Source organism: Acetobacter sp. JWB (assembly GCF_003323795.1).
Taxonomy (GTDB): domain Bacteria; phylum Pseudomonadota; class Alphaproteobacteria; order Acetobacterales; family Acetobacteraceae; genus Acetobacter; species Acetobacter oryzifermentans.
The window spans coordinates 2,201,061-2,219,506 of the sequence record NZ_CP030871.1; the positions used below are offsets into that span (position 1 = coordinate 2,201,061).

Here is an 18,446-nt window from a genome sequence, read left to right on the forward strand (position 1 = left end):
CCCCGTAATAGTAAGAAAGCGCTGAAAGCGCGTTTATCAGCCTGCAACAGACAGGTCCGTCAACCGTCTATGTTCTTCCATAGCGTAGCGATCTGTCATGGAAGCCACATAATCCGCCACCACACGCCGTAACCCTGTGGCATCTTTTCCCTCTGCCTCACGCTGCCATTCAGCCGGCAGCAGGGATGGCGACTCCGTAAGCGTATCAAAAAGTTCTGCCGTAACGTGCCGGGCCTTGTGCGTCATCCTATTCACGCGCCAATGACGATACAGGTGGGCAAACAGAAACTTACGAATACCTTTATTGGCTTGGGCCATCTGCTCCTGAAAGGCCACAACAGGGCCGGATGCCGCGCGTATATCCTCCACATGCCGAGGGGCCAGATCCTGCAAGCGTTCGCGCGTACAGATCAATACATCTGTCACCAGTTTATGAATAACACGACGCACCATTTCATGACGGATACGCTGCAAAGTGCGTGTATCATGAGAAGGCAGATCAGCCGCAGCCTTCCGCACTTCAAACAGTTCTTCCCCCACTACGGGCACATCCACCAGATCATCCAGCGAGAGTAGGCCTGATTTTACGCCATCGTCCAGATCATGCCCGTGATAGGCAATATCATCCGCCAATGCCGCCACCTGTGCCTCGGCAGAGGCATATGTGGAAAGTTCCAACGGGAACAGTGCATCTAATTCCAGCAATCGCGCAGGCGGACGTTTAACTGGCCCATTATGCTTGGCCAAACCTTCCAATGTTTCCCATGTCAGGTTCAACCCATCAAATGCCAGATACCGGCGTTCCTTCAGCATCACCTGCCGGAGGGCCTGTGTGTTATGATCGAACCCACCCCATTCCTGCATATGGGCAGCCAGCGCATCTTCCCCCGCATGCCCAAAAGGCGTGTGCCCCAGATCATGCGCCAGTGCGACGGCTTCTGTTAGATCTTCATCCAGCTTCAGAAACCGCGCCATGGAGCGGGCCACCTGCGCCACTTCCAAGGAATGTGTCAAACGCGTGCGAAAGAAGTCTCCCTCATGGTTCACAAACACCTGCGTTTTATATTGCAGGCGACGAAAGCCCGAAGAATGAATTACTCTATCCCGATCACGCTGCCACGGTGAACGTGTGAGAGATTCTGGCTCATCATAAAGGCGGCGCGCCCGGCCTACTCCTGGCTGAACGGCATAGGGCATCAGATCCCTGCATTCTGTCGTGTCTGGCACTCCTGCGGTTTCCTTTGCAGCACGGTCCACCAGCCTGTTGCCGGCATCCAATCCGGATGAAGCTTATAGGAGTTTAGAATATTCCGCCAAAGTTGACTATTCTTGGCATCTTGCCCCTTCAAACCAGAGGGCGCGCAAGCTATTTAAGAAAGATGACCCAGCCAACACCCTTCTCCGTTTCGGAATCTGCGGCAAATCGCATTGCCAGTGTAATTGCCAAAAAGCAGGCAACTGCCACCCCAGAAACGCCAGCACCGGTTGCCATGCGTGTCTCTGTAGAAGCCGGAGGATGTAACGGCTTTCAATATCTTTTCACGCTTATTCCCGCGGCTGATATTGAGGCCGATGATACGCGCATAGAAAAAAATGGGGCGTTGGTTGTGGTTGATCCGGCCAGTATGGATTTGCTGTCTGGCGCAGAGCTTGATTTTGCAGACAAGCTGATGGGCGCGCATTTTGCGGTGAACAACCCTAATGCAGCATCTTCCTGCGGCTGTGGCACAAGCTTTTCCGTGGCATGAAACTTGCAACTTGGAATGTAAACTCCGTCCGTCAACGCATGGATCTGGTATTGGATTGGCTGAAGCGCGAACAGCCAGACGTGTTAATGATGCAGGAAATCAAGTGCGAGACGGATCTATTCCCCAAAGCTGCCTTTGAGGATGCTGGGTATGGCTGCGCCGTAATAGGGCAGAAATCCTACAACGGGGTTTCTACTCTTGTGCGTGGAGATTTTAGCATCACGACAGATCACCTCCCCGGCTTTTCAGACCCGGCAGCACGATATGTGGAAGTGCGCACCCAACATATTGTGCTGGGCAATTTGTATCTGCCCAATGGCAATTCAGGTGGAGAACAGGGCTATGCCACCAAGCTTGAGTTCCTAAATGCCTTAACAGCGCGCGCGCGCCTTTTACTAGCTGAAGAAACAGATTTTGTGTTGGCGGGTGACTACAATATCTGTCCTGCCCCTATAGATTGCGCCCCCGGAGCCCTTGGCCCAGAAGATGCTCTTGTGCGCCCACAAAGCCGGGCTGCGTATCGTCGCTTACTCTGGCTGGGGCTGACAGATGCTTTGCGGGCAGTGCATCCAACAGGCGCAGCTTATACATTTTGGGATTATCAGGCCCGCGCATGGGAGCGGGATTGCGGGCTGCGGATTGACCACATGCTGCTTTCCCCTCGCCTTGCAGAACGTCTGCAAACGGCTGAACCTGATAAAAATGAACGCGCAATGCCGCGCCCATCTGACCATGTGCCCTTTATTGTCACGTTGAAAGACCCAGTAAAACCGGGCGCTTAAGACGCAAAAACCCCAGCGCCATTCTACTATTGCGCTGGGGTTAAACAGACGTGATTAAAGTATCAGGCTTTGCTTAGCCTTACAGAAAGAAAATTCTTTAAAACCGCGTTAAGCAGCTTAGCAAACATTTCCTTCAAACCGCCGGAGGGGGTGTTTGAAAATCTGTAGTCTTACCGGCTTGTATAGCCTGCGCAATCAGCTTCCACCTTCTACACACCAAGTGAGGATGCCGGAAATGATAGTAAATACTCTGCCTATTTTTAAAAATAATCTTTGATATAAAATACAGAATAATATTTGCATCATAAATATACTTATTTTTTACAAAGTTTCTTTCAATATAAACACGGTTTCGAATAGAGAAATAAGTGCGGGAAAAGTTTTCTTCTTCACGCAGCCAGTGTTGCAATACGGAATCATTGACCTGCCATGATAGTTCCAGATCTTTTAGAACACTGTTCTGGCACGCCCAAATTTGCCCTCCGTTTTCTGTAATCCGTAGGGTAAAATCGTAATCATCAAAATAAAGAAAAAGCCGTGCATCCGGCAGACCAACTTTTTGAATCCAGCTTTTATGAAACCAGAAACCACCATAAGCTGACATCTGCATTTGCAGGCATTTCAGCCCATCTTTCTGCCAAACCTTTGCTTTTTGTTTCCGCAACAAAGTCTGCATGGAAAAACCGAAAAATGAGTTTTTTGTAATTCCGTGCAGCTTATAGGTTTTAAAAAGTTTCTTATATGTTGTTTTATCTTCCCTAAAACTACTGAGACATACTTGCTTACTTGCCCCCATACTTATCCATGCTTTGGAAAGAGCTTTCAGGGAGTTTAGCTCAGGCCTGTTATCATCATCCAGCACCCATATATGCTGTGTGCTTTCACGCAAAGCCGCTGCCTGAATAGCCGCATGAAAACCACCTGCTGAACCCGTATTGGTTTGCAGGCGAATAATGGTAAGCCGATCCGCCCCGAATATTTCTGGCAATCTGGCAATTTCTGCCGCCACACTTTCTGCCGTGCCATTATCTACAACAACGGCATGCCCGGCACCGGCGCTAAAAACACCTTCCAAAACCTGTTTTAGAAAATGGACACGGTCACCATACGTCACAATGGCTGCGCATGTTCCTTGCAGAACTGCCTGCTCATTCCGTTCAAGATTATCGTGCATGCACATGTCTGCCCGTTGTGAAATGCCGTTATAAGTCGTCAGCCGAAACAGACTTCCCAATGGCAGAAACCATCAATGTGGCAAACATTGCCACGCTCCCCAGCATATCTAATGCCGTGGCTTATCTGGCAATAAACAAAGGCAGTTTCATGATACTCTCATAACATTTTTGCATATCATCATCCCGCCGCAATGCATCTGGCTGCCACATCAATGCCTGAGAAGAAACCTGTGGTGACACCAAATGGATATAATTCTGCTCGGCCAGAGTGGTATGCCACTTCTCAAAGCATGTCCCACTTCCCAACCAACCAGAACGCACGAGCCTGTTGCGGATAATGTGTAACCCCAGCCAATCTACGCTGGCTTGCAACCATTCCATGAAACTCTGCTTAGTCCGTAATGGAAATAGCCATACAGGCACCCCCGTACGGCACGCATCTGCCAACATGGATGCACTATCTCCAGTTACAACAAACCTGCTGGCCTCCTGCAAAAAACTCTGGAAAGGGTTAACGCCTTTTCGGAACGTGTAAATCTGCATTGGAATGGTTTTACTTATATCCTCCAGCCAACCTTCAGCCTCTACAGGAGTTCTTGGGCTGGTAAGCACATGCAATGGTTCATGGTGTGCCTGTGCCAGTTTATGGCTGAAACTTAGAAGTTTATATGTATCCTGCTTATCCAGAAAAAACTGCTTTGAGGGCGCACCATACAAAACAACCGTGCCGCCATGCCGCGTAACTGGATTTGCTTGCGGTATAAATCTCTGGCCTTTATCCGCGCCATTTAAGGGAAATCTTAAACGCAATACGTTGGAAGCTGCTGGATAATCATCCTGCGGCAGAATAATTATCAGATCCAAATCTGCTGCGGGCACATGGCTTGGCCGCCCTAATTGCACAATGGCTGGCGTGTTTTTACAACGCGTTCGCAACGCCAAGGCCGCCTGCACTGCATTACCAAAAGACAGAATTAACCGGAGGTTTCGGGTATCCGGAATCTGCTCTGGCAAGCTAAAATCTGCCTGAAGTGGAATAATCTGGCGCGGCAATCCAAGCATATCCGCCAAAGCCCTGCACTGCGCCATTTCACCGGCACGATGTGTATCCAGTATCCACACCTCGCATGTATCAGAAACTGGCGCTGCCTTAGCCATTGCCTCTTCCAAAATCCTGCTTTCGGCTCATCAACAGATAAGGCACAAGCCGGGTTAGGAAGATTACTAACTCGCCTATTAATGTTGCCAGACCGGCTCCGGTCATTCCTAACCCAGAAGTTAGGAAATACAGCAAGGGCAGTGTTACGCACATTGTAAACAACCGCCCCAGCAAAATCTGATGGGCACGATTAAGAGAAACCAACAAAGGTTCTAGCGGCACATCCCACAAGTCCAGAATGGCAGTTAATGTCATCAACAGCAGAAGTGTGCGGGTGCCAGACCACGGCACAGTCAGCAGCACATGCAACAACCAAGGCCCCAACACAAACACAATCGCCAGCACCGCTGCCGAGAACACACCAAGCACTTGCAAGATACGATGCGTTACCTGCCGGATAGATGCCCAGTCTCGCTTATCTTTCAAGGCCACCAGTTCTGGATACAAAGCTGGTGTCATCATCTGGGCCGGGCGCGCCAGACCATCAGAAATCTGCCACGTTACGTTATAAATGGCAGCACTCTGCGGGCCAAGAACGGCACCTACAATCATCACCGTTAAGCGCGAAGAAAGCCGTGCAAGCGCCTGATTGATGCTGACAGAAAAAATAAAGCGCCAGATACCCTTGATAGGGCTTACCCAAGGCACGCCGAATATACGGAAATTCTGCAACCCATCTGAGCGCAAAAGCAGATACGCGCCCATGCCGTAATTGATAAAAAATGATGCAACAGTTGAGAAATACCAGATCACCAAAAAACTGGTAAAAGACCAATGCCAGAACAGCCCCGCAAGGCTACCCACCAAACGGATCAACCCGCTTCCGCTATCTGCCAGTACAGAGAGTTCGTACCGATCCAGCAACCGCATCACGCCCATAGCGCCACCTGTGTTCATGAACAGAATAACTGTCATGTACCAAAACGGTGTAGCGGAAGACGCATCTCCCCAGCCTAAAAGATTTCCGAACCATTCACACAGCAGCAAGGCAACGCCCATACCTGCCACAGCGCCTACGCCATCCAGTAGCATGCAATGGCGTAAGAGCATCTGAAACGGATGCCTGTCCCCCTTACGGTACAAGCTACTGCCGTATTGCAGCAAAGGTTGCCAAGATTGAAACCGCAACCCTGCTGAACAGGAGAGAACAAAAGAATTGATAAGCAGCAGAACACCATAATCCTGCAAGCCCAATGCACGTGCGCAAACTGCTGTGGTTATAAGTGATAGAGCCGCGCAAAACCCACGCCCCCCCAGAATATACCCGGTATTGCGAAAGACACGGACAAACAGAGCCTTAACCTGACTATTCATCATGCGTGCGTCTTACCCCAACCCGTATCTGGTCACTCATCTGTTTCCTCCCCGGCATAGTGACCCCGCTGGGCTGAGGCCTTGCCTGTTTGGGCTGCTTTAGAAGACTCCGCCAGCCAAGACAAATCTTGCACGCATTTTGTGCTGTTGTGCTGTACAGCCCTTCTTTTATTCACAGTTGCGTGAAAATAGCCCCTCTACGCGCCTCTTTGGGGGGTAGAACCCTTGCGTGATAGCCATTTTTCATCACACTGCAAGGCGCAAAAGCGGCTTTTTCCTGCGGATCTTTATCTGGAGAGCCTGTAGGAATCTGCTCTGTTTCAACTCAATCAAGGAGACAGGCTTATGGCTTGGACTGCACCAAAAGTTACCGAAATTCCGTTGGGCGCTGAAATCAACAGCTACGTTTGCGGCCAGAAGAAATAAGTCGGGGTTATGCCCAGCTTAGCCGCCAGCCATTACCGGTTTTAACGCCGGTTTTGCACTGGCGGCTTTTTTATTTAGATGTGTTGTTATGCTTGAAATTGTTGTTCTTGGTGCAGGTGCGGGTGGCGGCTTTCCGCAATGGAACTCTAACGCCCCGGCTTGCCGCCGCGCCCGTGCGGGAGACCCCGCAGCCCCTTCCCGCACGCAGGCATCTCTTGCCGTAAGCGGAGATGGCCAGCACTGGTATGTACTCAATGCCTCGCCCGATCTGCGCACCCAGATCAACCAGACACCGGATATGTTCCCGCGTGAAGGGCTACGCTCCACCCCCATTTCTGGCGTTGTGCTTACAAGTGGGGAAATAGACGCCATTACGGGCCTGCTCACCCTGCGCGAGCGGCAGCACTTTAATCTATATGCCACACAACCTGTGCTGGATCAGATCAACGCAAATCCTATTTTTAATGCACTAGATCGCACGCTTGTGCCACGCCGCGCCATGCAACCGGAGCACCCCATTTCCTTGGTTCCGGCTGAGTTTAGCATCATGCCCTTTATTGTACCGGGCAAAGTCCCCCTTTACGCAGAAAAGGCCGAAAACCCTGCTGAAATCATGAGCAATGGGGAAAACATTGGACTGGAAATAACGGATGGCCACGCCCGAGCCCTGTTTATTCCCGGCTGCGCGATGATGACAGATGCCCTACGCAACCGCATAAATGGCGCAGATGTTGTGTTTTTTGATGGCACGTTGTGGACAGATGATGAAATGATCCGCGCCGGACTGGGCAGCAAAACCGGGCACCGCATGGGCCACATGTCCATTGCAGATGAGCCCGATGGCACCATTGCCGCCTTCCGCCCTTTACATGTGAAACGTAAAATTCTCATCCACATCAATAATTCCAACCCTATTCTCTTGGCCGATTCACCAGAGCGCCATGCCGTAGAGCAAGCAGGATGGGATGTTGCATTTGATGGAATGAAAGTCTCGCTATGACCACCCAACTGCTCACCCCGAATGAACTGGAACAAGCCCTGCGTGCCATAGGCGCAGAACGCTACCACAATCTGCACCCTTTCCATCGCGCATTGCACGATGGCAAACTGAACAAAGGACAGGTTCAGGCATGGGCGTTGAACAGATATTACTATCAGGCCAGCATTCCCGCTAAAGATGCCTCTCTTCTCGCACGCCTTCCCACTGCCGAATTGCGGCGTGAATGGCGGAGACGGTTAGAAGACCATGATGGCACAGAACCGGGCTCCGGCGGCGTAGCGCGCTGGCTGAAGCTTACGGATGGCCTGGGGCTGGATCGTGCCTATGTCGAATCACTCGAAGGTCTGCTGCCTGGCACAAAGTTTGCTGTAGAGGCGTATGTGCATTTTGTGCGCGAACGTTCTGTGCTGGAGGCTATTGCTTCCTCCCTGACAGAACTGTTCTCCCCCACCATTATCAGCGAGCGTGTTTCGGGCATGTTGCAGAACTATGCCTTTATTACCGAAGAAACACTGGCTTACTTTAAGCCGCGCCTGACACAGGCACCACAGGATTCTGCTTTTGCGCTTGCTTATGTAAAGGAGCACGCTCGCACAGTGGAACAACAGCAGAGTGTGCTCAACGCGCTTAAATTTAAATGCGGCGTGCTATGGTCCATGCTGGATGCGCTGGATTATGCTTACGTCACGCCCGCTCGTATTCCACCGGGTTCTTTCCGCCCAGAAACTGCAGCATGAGCCAAATACCTGATACTTCCATGATTTCTGAAAGCAGTATCCTCCGATTTGCGCGAGGCACACGCCTGCAATATGACCGCGTGCGGGAAGTATGGTTCATTCAAGCGCCTGAACGCGCCTTTCATGCAGACCCTATCGCGGTTGAAGTGCTGCAACTCATAAATGGTACCCGCAATGTGGGCGATATATTAGAGCTGCTCTGCCAAAAATTTTCCGCCCCGCGGGATATTATTGCACGGGATGTGCTAGCCCTTTTACAGGATCTAACCACCAAGCAGGTGTTGCTGGCAGTATGAACATGCCTCCCCCTCCCATGAGCCTGCTTGCAGAACTCACGCACCGTTGCCCTTTACAGTGCCCTTACTGTTCCAACCCTTTACAACTGGAACCCCGCACGCAGGAACTCAGCACACAAGACTGGAAACGTGTGCTGAGCGAAGCATCTGAAATGGGCGTATTGCAGGTTCACTTTTCTGGCGGTGAGCCTATGGCAAGGCCAGATCTACCCGAACTTGTCGCTCATGCCGCCAAAGCAGGATTATATAGCAACCTGATTACCTCTGGCGTGCTGCTCAATGCCAAAAGCCTGCAAGAACTGGCTGATGCTGGGTTGGACCATATCCAGCTTTCCTTTCAGGATGCCGAAGCTGAAAGCGCAGACCATATTGCCCATATGAAAGGCGCCCACGCCAAAAAGCTGGAAGCGGCACAACTTATTAAGGCCGAAGGGCTGCCCCTTACACTGAATTTTGTAATCCATCGGCAAAACTGTGAACGTGTGCCAGCTATGCTGGCCTTAGCTGAACAGCTTGGGGCCAGACGCATAGAAATTGCGCATACGCAATATTATGGCTGGGGGCTACTCAACCGTAATGCGTTACTGCCCAGCCGTGCTCAGGTGGAAGAAACAGAAAAAATTGTTGCTGAAGCACGCACCCGTCTCGCTGGCCGCATGAGCATAGATTTTGTAACGCCAGATTATTATGCAGACCGGCCCAAACCCTGCATGGGTGGGTGGGGCCAACGCTTTCTAAACGTTTCTCCTGTAGGCAAAGTGCTGCCATGCCATGCTGCAGAGAACATTCCGGGCATTCAGATGCCTTCTGTTACAGAAGGTTCTCTGGCCGATATCTGGGAAAATGCACCCCTGTTCCGCCTGTTCCGTGGCACAGATTGGATGCCCGAACCATGCCAGTCCTGCGCGTTCAAGGAAGATGATTGGGGCGGATGCCGCTGCCAAGCCTTGGCTCTAGCGGGAGATGCTACGGCGACTGACCCTGTGTGCCACCGTGCACCGGATCATGATCTTATTGCCCAAGCTATAACAGAGCGCCCAAAAACGCCCCCACCTTTCCATTATAGGCGCTATGGCAACGCCAAAGCCTCAAGCAGATAAAAAATTACCCAACCAACCCCAATAAGATAATCGGGCTGGTTGGGATAAATCTTAAAACAGATTAAGCTGCTGTTTTACGATTTGCCTTGAAAACACCGCTAGCAAATTCCCAGCACCGCCCAACATCACGAATAACGCGTGCAATGGCAGGCGTGGTTGTTGGGCGCAGCAGGCGTGGATCATAGCCGGAAAAACGCCGGTCATCCTCATCCAGACAAAGCTGCATGAAATCAGGCAGATTGATCTGAATGTTGGTAACTTCCTTGGTGCCTGTTACCGTAAAATTGTTGTCCTGCGTATGTACCTGGCCGTTATCATCCACCGTGCGCACAAGAGACAAACGCTCGTAGCCAAGGAATGCCCAAACAGCCAGAACCTTCAGCTCAAAGTAAGGCCGACGCCACCAAGGCATAACAGCCCGGTTCCATGCCAACCAGTTGGCAAACAGAAGAATATGGCGGCATTCCTCCTGCATGATAGGTTCAAACGTGTCTGTCAGTTCAGGCGGAAAATAGCCAGAACGCTTGGCCAGTTCGAACATGCCAAAGGCAAAAAAACTGTCCGCACATTCGGAAAAACCTGTCACCAGATACGCCCACTCAACATCCTTGGGCTCAACGTAAGGAGGTTCCGGCGCCATAGGGATATCATAGGCTGCCACCATTTTGGACAGCACTTCCTTATGCCGGTTTTCCTCCCACGCATTGCGGGAGATGGCATCCTTCATATCCGGGTCTGTAACCAGATTAGCATAAGCAGCCATGCGCAGGCGCGCTTTGCCTTCCGTCTGCACGGCGATATCCCAGATAGGCAGGGACGTTATGCGCTTGAGCGTTTCTGGGTCCAATTTAGGCCAATTGATAACGGATGGCCTGTAAGGATTAAACGTCTCGCGGAACATTTCCGCCAAGGCATGTTTATGCGCCTCAGACCCCGGCGTAAGCGGCCCTTTTACGGGGCTTACCCAATGGCGGGCACGATAATCAGCCTCTTCCACTGCGGCCTCATTGGGCGGCGGAGGCAAATCATCCATGCTTTCAGGCAGATGAGAATAGATATCGCTCAGAGAACCCATGTGAGGAACCTGTTTTCTAGGGATCTTGCCTCATACGACACCCAACCTTTTGGGCAGACATTCTGGCAGATCCAGTAACGCAAACGCGCCTGCCTCGCCCAATCCAAAGTTGGAAATGCGAAGCAGGCGCGATGTGTATTAGTGCAGATCAGATAGCTTTGAAATGATCTTGGTCACTAAGCCGTAATCAATTGCTTCCTTGGCAGACATCCAATAGTTGCGATCCGTATCTTTTGCGACTTTTTCATAGCTATGGCCGGTTTCTTTAGCGAAAATCCGGTTTAGCCGTTCACGCATCTTGATAATTTCACGCGCTTCAATGTCGATATCCGTTGCCGGACCACGCACGCCACCCATCGGCTGATGCAGCAAAAAGCGTGTATTGGGTAAGCAGAATCGGCGCTCTTTATGCCCGGCGGCAAAAATCAGCGCACCAGCAGATGCCACCCAGCCTGTGCCAATCATGTTGATCGGGGCAATCGAATCGACAAAGCGGATCATGTCATGGATTGTGTCACCACTTTCCACATGCCCACCGGGAGAATTGACATAGACATCAATCGGCTGGTCAGATTCACCAGCCAGCGCCAAAAGGCGGCCCGTTACATCGCGGGCGATTTTATCATCAATTCCGCCAAAAATCAGCACTTTCCGCTGCTTGAACAACTTGTGTTCCAGTTCGCCATGCGGGGCGCCGGCTGTTTTTTCTTCTGCCTTCTCCGGGGCTGCCGGAGTTTCCGGTTCGTCATCCATCTTGATGGCGTTACGGGGGAAAATGCCCGTCATTGCTTTCTCCGCATGTTCTGTATCTGTGTACATTCTCTTATCCTGCGCTGCCTAAGGCTGCCTGCCAAGGGGCAATCATGTGCTGTCTCGCCAGCCGGGACGGAAAAGGGTAAGGTGCGCTCTGTCTTACTGTCTGGTTTCCATTAGTCGGAGTATCCGCGCTGCCATGCCGCAACCCAGCTTAGAACACAAGCGGACACCCCGCAGCACCATAGGTCTAAATGCTGTACGGCTTGGAGTGCTCATGGCTTCTGGGGCGCTTCTTCTTGGCGGATGCAGCCCCCATAAGGATGCCGTTGATGGCACGCTTTCTTGGGTGCAGCATATGCGCGGTGGGGTTATTGCTTCTCAACGCCCCCCGCCGCCCGGTATTTACGATCCCTACCCGCATGTTGGCCTTACCCCCACACAAGCGCCGGAAATGCCCTCCCCCCAAGATCGCGCGCTGGTAACTCAAGGGCTGATTCGTGAGCGCAATCTGGCTTACCGGACAGTCGCTGCCAATGGCAGCATTATCCCCAATATTCCGCCTCCGCCTTCTGCTACAGCACAGCCTCCGGCAAAAGCGGCCCCTTCTGCTGCGTCCTCTCCCCAGCAAAATGGCGCGGCACAAGATGGCTCTCAACAGGCCAGCCTGCCAGAAGGCGTAAGTGGTGCCATTATGGATGCTGCGGATTCCTCACCAAACCAAAATACGCAAAACGCTGCGTCCCCAACCGGCAAGGCATCTTCCACGGATAGCCACGCTAACAAGGCGCAGGATAAAACAGCAGAAGCCGAACCAGAAGTTGGCATGCCAGCAGTGCGCCCAAAAGCCGCACAAACAGAAATACCGGCCTCTGATATTCCGCAGATTCCAGATGGCCCTCCCACAGCCCCATCTTTTCCGGGCTTTGATGTGCCTTCCGATGCGCATGTGCCAGATACCATCAAGCCAAACTATGATCTGGTTGATGTGAAAGGCACTTCTTTCCATTTTGTGCCACAGTCAGATGTGCTGTCCAGCGGGCAGGAAAATACGCTCAGCAAACTCAAAGCGGATCACCCTAATGGGCCATTCTTTATCCGTGGGTTTGGTAATGCCCTTTCATTAAGCGCGCAGGACCAGTCTGATGCTGTAAAACTTGGGATTTTGCGGGCTCAACGTTTGGCAACAGCACTGGTAAATCTTGGCGTGCCTTCCTCCAGCATTCATGTAAGGGGGGATGCCTTTGGCACAGGTGCCAAAGTGGCGACCAGCCCCTGAAACTCACTTACAAAAGTGTCATTCCAGCATTTTGGGCAGAGTGAGGAGTTGCCTGTTCTGCTCTGACGATTACTATGCTTCTTCCCACAAACCTGCGGGGGGTTCCTTACCTCCTGTTTCTTTAGAGCATTAAAAACCCATGACTGAAGAATTCCATCGCATCCGCCGTCTGCCGCCTTATGTATTTGCCTCGGTAAACCAGGCCAAGGCAGCAGCCCGCGCGCGGGGCGAGGATATTATTGACCTCGGCATGGGCAATCCAGATACCCCCACCCCGCAGCACATTGTTAATAAACTGCTGGAAACGGTGCAGGATCCTCGTACCCACCGTTATTCTGTTAGTCGCGGTATTCCGGGGCTACGCAAGGCTGTTGCTGGGTATTATGAACGTCGCTTTCACGTTGGGCTGGACCCGGACAAGGAAGTGATTGTCACACTGGGCTCCAAGGAAGGGTTAGCCAATCTGGCTTCCGCTATTACCAGCCCGGGGGACACCATTTTGGTGCCTAACCCCTCCTACCCCATTCATCAGTTTGGCTTTATTATTGCCGGGGCTTCCATCCGCTCCATTCCGGCAACGCCGGATGAAAACATGCTGCGCGCGCTAGAGCGGGCTGTACGCCATTCCGTGCCCAAGCCCACCGCGTTGATTGTAAACTTTCCGTCCAACCCAACGGCCTATCTGGCTGATTTGGATTTTTATAAGGAATTGGTTGCTTTCTGCCGCAAGGAAGAAATATGGATTCTGTCTGATCTGGCATATGCTGAAATCTATTTTGGTGATCTTGTGCCTCCTTCCATTTTGGCCGTGCCGGGCGCGAAAGATATTGCTGTAGAATTCACATCTCTTTCCAAAACCTATTCCATGGCTGGGTGGCGCGTAGGCTTTGCTGCGGGTAATGAGCGCCTAATTGCAGCACTTACCCGCATTAAATCTTATCTGGATTATGGTGCCTTCACGCCTATTCAGGTAGCTGCTGTAACCGCCCTTAACGGCCCGCAGGACTGTGTGGCTGACTTGCGTGCTCTTTATAAAGACCGGCGCGATGTGCTGATTCGCGGCCTACACGGAGCCAGATGGGATGTTCCTTCTCCAGAAGGTTCCATGTTTGCTTGGGCCCCTATTCCTGAGCCGTTCCGTGAAATGGGCAGTGTTGCCTTTTCCAAACTCCTTCTGGAAGAAGCTGGCGTGGCTGTGGCTCCTGGCCTTGGCTTTGGTGAATATGGTGATGACCATGTTCGTATCGGGTTGGTTGAAAACACCCAGCGCCTGCGTCAGGCCCTGCGTTCCATTCGTGGGTTCCTGTCTGCGCATGGTATCTCGCCATCTTCTTCTTCCTCTACCAAAAAGCCGGAGCCTGTTGCACCGTGACATCCTGTTCCAATTCTTCTCCTCTTCGTCTTGGTATTGCCGGTCTGGGCACGGTTGGCGCTGGCGTTATTCGCCTGCTGCGTATGAATGCAGATCTGCTGAGCGCCCGCGCAGGCCGCAAACTGGAAGTGGTAGCCGTAAGCGCTCGAGACCGCACGCGCGACCGCGGCATAGATGTTTCCACGTTACATTGGCATGATAACCCGCTGGATCTGGTTTCAGACCCAGATGTGGATGTTGTTGTAGAGTTGATTGGTGGAAGCGAAGGCCCGGCCCGTGCGCTGGTAGAAAAAGCGCTGGCTGCTGGCAAACCAGTTGTAACCGCCAATAAAGCTCTTCTTGCTGTTCACGGCTCCGCCCTTGCCAAGCTTAGTGCAGACAACAACGCTCCCCTGTTGTTTGAAGCCGCCGTAGCAGGCGGCATCCCTGCCATTAAAACAGTGCGAGAAGGCTTGGCCGCAGACAAATTCCTGCATGTTGGCGGCATCCTGAACGGCACGTGCAACTATATTCTTACCGTAATGCGTGAAACGGGTAAGGATTTCGATCTGGTGCTGAAAGATGCACAGGATCTGGGATATGCAGAAGCCGACCCTTCCACCGATATTGATGGCATAGATGCAGCCCACAAACTGACAATTCTGGCAGGCTTGGCTTTTGGTCGCCCAGTAGCATTTGATTCCGTGCAGGTAGAAGGCATCCGCCAAATTGGCGCCATTGACTTTGCTTTTGCTCGCACCCTTGGCTACCGCATCAAACTTCTGGGCCTTGCCCGGCTGACAGATGCAGGCCTGCAAGCGCGTGTTGCACCTTGCCTGCTGCCACACAACGCACCTATTGCGCAGGTGGATGGCGTGTTTAACGCCGTTGTAGCTGAAGGTGAATTTGTTGGCCGTATCATGCTGGAAGGCCGCGGTGCCGGTGCTGGCCCAACAGCCTGTGCCGTAACCGCGGATCTGATTGATATTGCCCGTGGCCACACCATTCCGGTATGGGGCGTGCAGGCCAGTGCAGAACCTGCATTGCGTGCTTGCCCTGCTGGCACCGGAGCAGGCGCTTTCTATCTCCGCCTCATGGTAGAAGACCGCCCCGGCGTTATTGCAGACATTACAGCTGTCTTGCGTGATTGCGGTGTTTCCTTGCGCAGCATGCTTCAGCATCCTGCGGAAAATGAGACAACACCGTATGTTCCGCTTGTTCTGGTTACGCATCAGACATCAGAAGCCGCCATGCAGGATGCCATCACCAAAATAGATGCATTGAGCGTGGTGACGGACAGCCCTGTGATGATTCGGATCGAAACAGCCTGATTCTAGCCACCTTTTCCGGTATCATAGACTTTTAAGCAAGGATCCTGTTTCTGATGTCTGATTCCATAGGCCCCTCTCCTTTTGTTGTTTCTGACCGCAATCTGGCGCTTGAGCTGGTGCGTGTCACGGAAGCCGCTGCTCTGGCTTCCGCCCGGTGGACAGGGCGTGGCCGTAAAAACGATGCGGATGGCGCTGCCGTAGAAGCCATGCGCACAGCATTTGATACCGTAGCCATTGATGGCATGGTGGTGATTGGTGAGGGGGAAATGGATGAAGCCCCCATGCTTTATATTGGTGAAAAAGTAGGCTCTGGCGGCCCCGGCATGGATATTGCCGTGGACCCGCTAGAAGGCACCAATCTTTGCGCCAAAGATATGCCAAATGCCATTACCGTGGTGGCACTGGCAGAACGTGGTAACTTCCTGCATGCGCCAGATATTTATATGGACAAGATTGTGGTTGGCCCCAATCTGCCCGAAGGTGTTGTTGATCTGGATAATTCCATTGAAAACAACCTGAAAAATCTGGCCAAAGCCAAAGGCAAAAGTGTTCAGGATCTTCTGCTCTGCACACTTGACCGGGAACGGCATGAAGAAATGATTGCCCGCGCCCGTGCTGCTGGCGCGCGTGTGCGCCTGCTGACAGATGGCGATGTGGCAGGCGGAATTGCCGCCTGCCTTGATACCAGTCAGGTTGATATTTATGTAGGCTCTGGCGGTGCACCTGAAGGTGTGTTGACTGCGGCTGCCATTCGCTGCGTAGAAGGGCAAATGCAAGGACGGCTGCTGTTTGAAGATGAAGGACAGCGTGAACGCGCCCGCAAAATGAACCCTGGCAAAGACCCCGATCGCAAGCTGGGCCTGCATGATCTGGCTGCCGGCTCTGTGCTGTTTTCTGCCACGGGTGTAACCACTGGCACGTTGCTGCGTGGTGTTCGGCAGTTGCCGCATCAGGCCATTACGCATTCTCTGGTTATGCGTTCCAAATCTGGAACGGTGCGCTTTATTGAAGGCCACCATAATTTCAAAACCAAAACATGGGCTCCGCAATAAACAGCTCTGAATTGTGATGCAAAGCAGCACCTTGCAACTTACCGAACAACCAGAAGAAACTTCCACGCCTGCTGTATTAGGGGTGGAAGCCAGCTTTGTTGGGCGGCGTTGGGTTTGGCGTGCCGGGGCAGAAGATCCTGCCCTGATGCGTCTGGGGGCTGCTTTGGCTCAACAACTGGGTATTCCAGAAATTGTTGGCCGTTTGCTGGCCATGCGCCAGATTACCCCGGATCAAGCCCCTCATTTTCTGGAACCCAAGTTGCGGGCACTTATGCCCGATCCTTCCACTCTCACGGATATGGATAAGGTTGCTGCCCGCATGGCAAAAGCTGTCCAGAATCGTGAAGTAATTGGGATTTTTGGTGATTATGACGTGGATGGCGCCTGCGCCTCCGCCATTCTTGCCTCTTTTTTTGAAGAACTCGGCTGCACCGTTCATACCCATATTCCAGACAGAATGACCGAAGGATATGGCCCTAACGTAGCCGCACTGGATAATTTGGTGGCGCAGGGCGCTTCCATATTGATTTGTGTGGATTGCGGCACCGCTTCGGCAGATATTTTGTGTCAGATGACAGACAAAGCCGATGTGATTGTGCTGGATCATCACAAATCGGAAGATGCCCTTCCCCCTATTCTGGCAACGGTCAACCCTAACCGGCCAGACTGCCCCTCTGGCCTGCATCATATTTGCGCAGCAGCCCTTGCCTTTCTTGCCGCAGTTGCCACTACGAGAGATCTGAGGCGTGCAGACTGGTTTACAGCAAACCAGCCTCCGCCCGATCTTATGCGCCAGCTTGATCTGGTGGCTTTGGCAACGGTTTGTGATGTTATGCCACTGCATGGGCTTAACCGTGCGTTTGTAACGCAAGGGCTTAAAATTATGGCCCGCCGCCAACGTACTGGCCTGAATGCACTTATGGAAATTGCTGGCGTTACCAAAGCACCAGATGCTTTTTCCTGCGGCTTTGCGTTAGGGCCTCGTATTAATGCGGGTGGCCGTATTGCAGAAGCAGCCTTAGGCCTCCGCCTGCTGCGTTGCCCAGATAACTTTGAAGCACGCCAGATGGCCGAACGTCTGGATGCCGTAAACCGCCGTAGACAAGGTGTTGAGGCCGATATTCTGGATCTTGCCATGCAACAGGCAGAAGCTCAGAAAAAAGCCGGACACGCTGTTATTATGCTAGCGGGGAAAGATTGGCATCCCGGTGTTGTCGGTATTGTAGCGGGGCGTATTAAGGAACGGTTCAATCGCCCTGCCCTTGTAGGCGCAGAACAAGAAGATGGCACGATTAAAGGTTCTGGCCGCTCTGTTCCCGGCTTAGATCTTGGCACCGTGATTATTGCAGCCCGTCAGGCAGGTATGTTGAAAACCGGTGGGGGCCATGCCATGGCTGCTGGTTTTTCCCTTACAGCAGATAAGCTGGAAGAATTTCATACCTTTCTAGATACTCGGTTGGCACAGGCTGCCACGCTTCCAGAAAAAGTGCCGCTTACAGTAGATGCGGTGGTGGCCATTTCTGGCGCCACGGCTGAATTAGCGCAAGACATGGGTGCCCTTGCACCGTTTGGTGCTGGAAACCCAGAACCTCTGCTGGCCATACCACGCGTAACAGTTATACGTGCAGATCGCATTGGCCGCGATGGCAATACGCTGCGTCTGCTTTTAAAGGGTGAAAATAACGGCCGGTTGAAAGCGCTTCTGTTCCGCGCCCATGAAAACCCACTCGCGGCCAAACTGGAAGATACAACACGCCCGGCCCTGCATCTTGCAGGGTATTTGCGGGCAGAAAGCTGGAACGGCAGAACAGACGCCACATTTTTCATTCAAGACGCTGCGGCTGCCTGATCGTAAGCATTCCTTATAC

At 52.4% G+C, this 18,446-nt stretch carries 18 protein-coding genes; 12 read left to right on the plus strand and 6 right to left on the minus strand.

The genetic code is table 11. From position 1 onward, the window contains the following. Positions 1–36: 36 nt before the first annotated feature. Entirely contained in the window at positions 37–1,257 is a 1,221-nt protein-coding gene (locus tag DS739_RS10405) for a deoxyguanosinetriphosphate triphosphohydrolase (protein ID WP_081461429.1), read from the minus strand. A 122-nt stretch (positions 1,258–1,379) separates the two neighbouring features. Between DS739_RS10405 and DS739_RS10410 the strand changes: the two genes are divergently transcribed. Further along, entirely contained in the window at positions 1,380–1,748 is a 369-nt protein-coding gene (locus DS739_RS10410) for an iron-sulfur cluster assembly accessory protein (protein ID WP_035353363.1), read from the plus strand. Next, the gene (locus DS739_RS10415; protein ID WP_006115948.1) at positions 1,745–2,530 is read left to right on the plus strand and encodes an exodeoxyribonuclease III; all 786 of its coding nucleotides are present in this window, start codon (positions 1,745–1,747) and stop codon (positions 2,528–2,530) included. Before DS739_RS10410 ends, DS739_RS10415 begins: the two co-directional genes overlap by 4 nt. A gap of 133 nt (positions 2,531–2,663) precedes the next feature. Here the strand turns inward: DS739_RS10415 and DS739_RS10420 are convergent, their stop codons facing one another. From DS739_RS10420 to DS739_RS10430, 3 genes are all read right to left on the minus strand, one after another. Then, on the minus strand, positions 2,664–3,710 hold the full coding sequence (locus DS739_RS10420) for a glycosyltransferase (RefSeq protein ID WP_342752873.1): 1,047 nt from the start codon (positions 3,708–3,710) through the stop codon (positions 2,664–2,666). 115 nt (positions 3,711–3,825) lie between these two features. Further along, on the minus strand, positions 3,826–4,863 hold the full coding sequence (locus tag DS739_RS10425) for an ELM1/GtrOC1 family putative glycosyltransferase (protein WP_035353360.1): 1,038 nt from the start codon (positions 4,861–4,863) through the stop codon (positions 3,826–3,828). Next, entirely contained in the window at positions 4,856–6,181 is a 1,326-nt protein-coding gene (locus DS739_RS10430) for a lipopolysaccharide biosynthesis protein (RefSeq protein ID WP_006115945.1), read from the minus strand. Before DS739_RS10430 ends, DS739_RS10425 begins: the two co-directional genes overlap by 8 nt. Positions 6,182–6,523: 342 nt before the next feature. Here DS739_RS10430 and pqqA point away from each other — a divergent pair, with 342 nt between their 5' ends. The 5 genes from pqqA (at position 6,524) to pqqE (ending at position 9,737) form a co-directional block, all read left to right on the plus strand. Next, positions 6,524–6,604 (plus strand): pyrroloquinoline quinone precursor peptide PqqA, encoded by an 81-nt coding sequence (gene pqqA, locus DS739_RS10435; protein WP_014457297.1) that lies wholly within the window; start codon positions 6,524–6,526, stop codon positions 6,602–6,604. Between the two features lie 88 nt (positions 6,605–6,692). Beyond that, a complete protein-coding gene (pqqB, locus tag DS739_RS10440) occupies positions 6,693–7,604 on the plus strand; it encodes a pyrroloquinoline quinone biosynthesis protein PqqB (protein WP_006115944.1) in 912 nt (303 codons plus the stop codon). Next, a complete protein-coding gene (gene pqqC / locus DS739_RS10445) occupies positions 7,601–8,341 on the plus strand; it encodes a pyrroloquinoline-quinone synthase PqqC (RefSeq protein WP_006115943.1) in 741 nt (246 codons plus the stop codon). Before pqqB ends, pqqC begins: the two co-directional genes overlap by 4 nt. 20 nt (positions 8,342–8,361) lie before the next feature. Next, the gene (gene pqqD / locus DS739_RS10450; RefSeq protein ID WP_081461428.1) at positions 8,362–8,637 is read left to right on the plus strand and encodes a pyrroloquinoline quinone biosynthesis peptide chaperone PqqD; all 276 of its coding nucleotides are present in this window, start codon (positions 8,362–8,364) and stop codon (positions 8,635–8,637) included. Further along, the gene (pqqE, locus tag DS739_RS10455) at positions 8,634–9,737 is read left to right on the plus strand and encodes a pyrroloquinoline quinone biosynthesis protein PqqE (RefSeq protein ID WP_006115941.1); all 1,104 of its coding nucleotides are present in this window, start codon (positions 8,634–8,636) and stop codon (positions 9,735–9,737) included. Before pqqD ends, pqqE begins: the two co-directional genes overlap by 4 nt. A gap of 61 nt (positions 9,738–9,798) precedes the next feature. Here the strand turns inward: pqqE and DS739_RS10460 are convergent, their stop codons facing one another. Together DS739_RS10460 and DS739_RS10465 are read right to left on the minus strand one after the other, a co-directional pair. Next, a complete protein-coding gene (locus tag DS739_RS10460; protein WP_006115940.1) occupies positions 9,799–10,812 on the minus strand; it encodes a hypothetical protein in 1,014 nt (337 codons plus the stop codon). Between the two features lie 138 nt (positions 10,813–10,950). Next, positions 10,951–11,631: an ATP-dependent Clp protease proteolytic subunit gene (locus DS739_RS10465; RefSeq protein WP_006115939.1), complete on the minus strand. Its 681-nt coding sequence runs from the start codon at positions 11,629–11,631 to the stop codon at positions 10,951–10,953. Between the two features lie 46 nt (positions 11,632–11,677). Here DS739_RS10465 and DS739_RS10470 point away from each other — a divergent pair, with 46 nt between their 5' ends. The 5 genes from DS739_RS10470 to recJ all read left to right on the plus strand — a co-directional run bounded on the left by DS739_RS10470 (position 11,678) and on the right by recJ (position 18,427). Continuing rightward, positions 11,678–12,844, plus strand: coding sequence for a hypothetical protein (locus DS739_RS10470; protein WP_006115938.1), 1,167 nt, complete (start codon positions 11,678–11,680; stop codon positions 12,842–12,844). A 139-nt stretch (positions 12,845–12,983) separates the two neighbouring features. After that, on the plus strand, positions 12,984–14,216 hold the full coding sequence (locus DS739_RS10475; protein WP_006115937.1) for an LL-diaminopimelate aminotransferase: 1,233 nt from the start codon (positions 12,984–12,986) through the stop codon (positions 14,214–14,216). Then, a complete protein-coding gene (locus DS739_RS10480) occupies positions 14,213–15,526 on the plus strand; it encodes a homoserine dehydrogenase (RefSeq protein ID WP_006115936.1) in 1,314 nt (437 codons plus the stop codon). The genes DS739_RS10475 and DS739_RS10480 overlap by 4 nt, the downstream gene beginning before the upstream one ends. Before the next feature lie 53 nt (positions 15,527–15,579). Further along, positions 15,580–16,578, plus strand: a complete 999-nt coding sequence (gene glpX, locus DS739_RS10485) for a class II fructose-bisphosphatase (RefSeq protein ID WP_006115935.1) — start codon at positions 15,580–15,582, stop codon at positions 16,576–16,578. Between the two features lie 16 nt (positions 16,579–16,594). Further along, complete coding sequence (gene recJ / locus DS739_RS10490) at positions 16,595–18,427, plus strand: single-stranded-DNA-specific exonuclease RecJ (protein WP_035353354.1); 1,833 nt, start codon at positions 16,595–16,597, stop codon at positions 18,425–18,427. Positions 18,428–18,446 lie beyond the last annotated feature (19 nt).

Bases quoted from the DNA above. Each gene is read 5' to 3' on its own strand.
- DS739_RS10410 (WP_035353363.1), top strand. From the start codon at position 1,380: ATGACCCAGCCAACACCCTTCTCCGTTTCGGAATCTGCGGCAAATCGC.
- DS739_RS10415 (WP_006115948.1), top strand. From the start codon at position 1,745: ATGAAACTTGCAACTTGGAATGTAAACTCCGTCCGTCAACGCATGGAT.
- DS739_RS10420 (WP_342752873.1), bottom strand. From the start codon at position 3,710: ATGTGCATGCACGATAATCTTGAACGGAATGAGCAGGCAGTTCTGCAA.
- DS739_RS10425 (WP_035353360.1), bottom strand. From the start codon at position 4,863: ATGGCTAAGGCAGCGCCAGTTTCTGATACATGCGAGGTGTGGATACTG.
- DS739_RS10430 (WP_006115945.1), bottom strand. From the start codon at position 6,181: ATGATGAATAGTCAGGTTAAGGCTCTGTTTGTCCGTGTCTTTCGCAAT.
- pqqA (WP_014457297.1), top strand. From the start codon at position 6,524: ATGGCTTGGACTGCACCAAAAGTTACCGAAATTCCGTTGGGCGCTGAA.
- pqqB (WP_006115944.1), top strand. From the start codon at position 6,693: ATGCTTGAAATTGTTGTTCTTGGTGCAGGTGCGGGTGGCGGCTTTCCG.
- pqqC (WP_006115943.1), top strand. From the start codon at position 7,601: ATGACCACCCAACTGCTCACCCCGAATGAACTGGAACAAGCCCTGCGT.
- pqqD (WP_081461428.1), top strand. From the start codon at position 8,362: ATGATTTCTGAAAGCAGTATCCTCCGATTTGCGCGAGGCACACGCCTG.
- pqqE (WP_006115941.1), top strand. From the start codon at position 8,634: ATGAACATGCCTCCCCCTCCCATGAGCCTGCTTGCAGAACTCACGCAC.
- DS739_RS10460 (WP_006115940.1), bottom strand. From the start codon at position 10,812: ATGGGTTCTCTGAGCGATATCTATTCTCATCTGCCTGAAAGCATGGAT.
- DS739_RS10465 (WP_006115939.1), bottom strand. From the start codon at position 11,631: ATGTACACAGATACAGAACATGCGGAGAAAGCAATGACGGGCATTTTC.
- DS739_RS10475 (WP_006115937.1), top strand. From the start codon at position 12,984: ATGACTGAAGAATTCCATCGCATCCGCCGTCTGCCGCCTTATGTATTT.
- glpX (WP_006115935.1), top strand. From the start codon at position 15,580: ATGTCTGATTCCATAGGCCCCTCTCCTTTTGTTGTTTCTGACCGCAAT.
- recJ (WP_035353354.1), top strand. From the start codon at position 16,595: ATGCAAAGCAGCACCTTGCAACTTACCGAACAACCAGAAGAAACTTCC.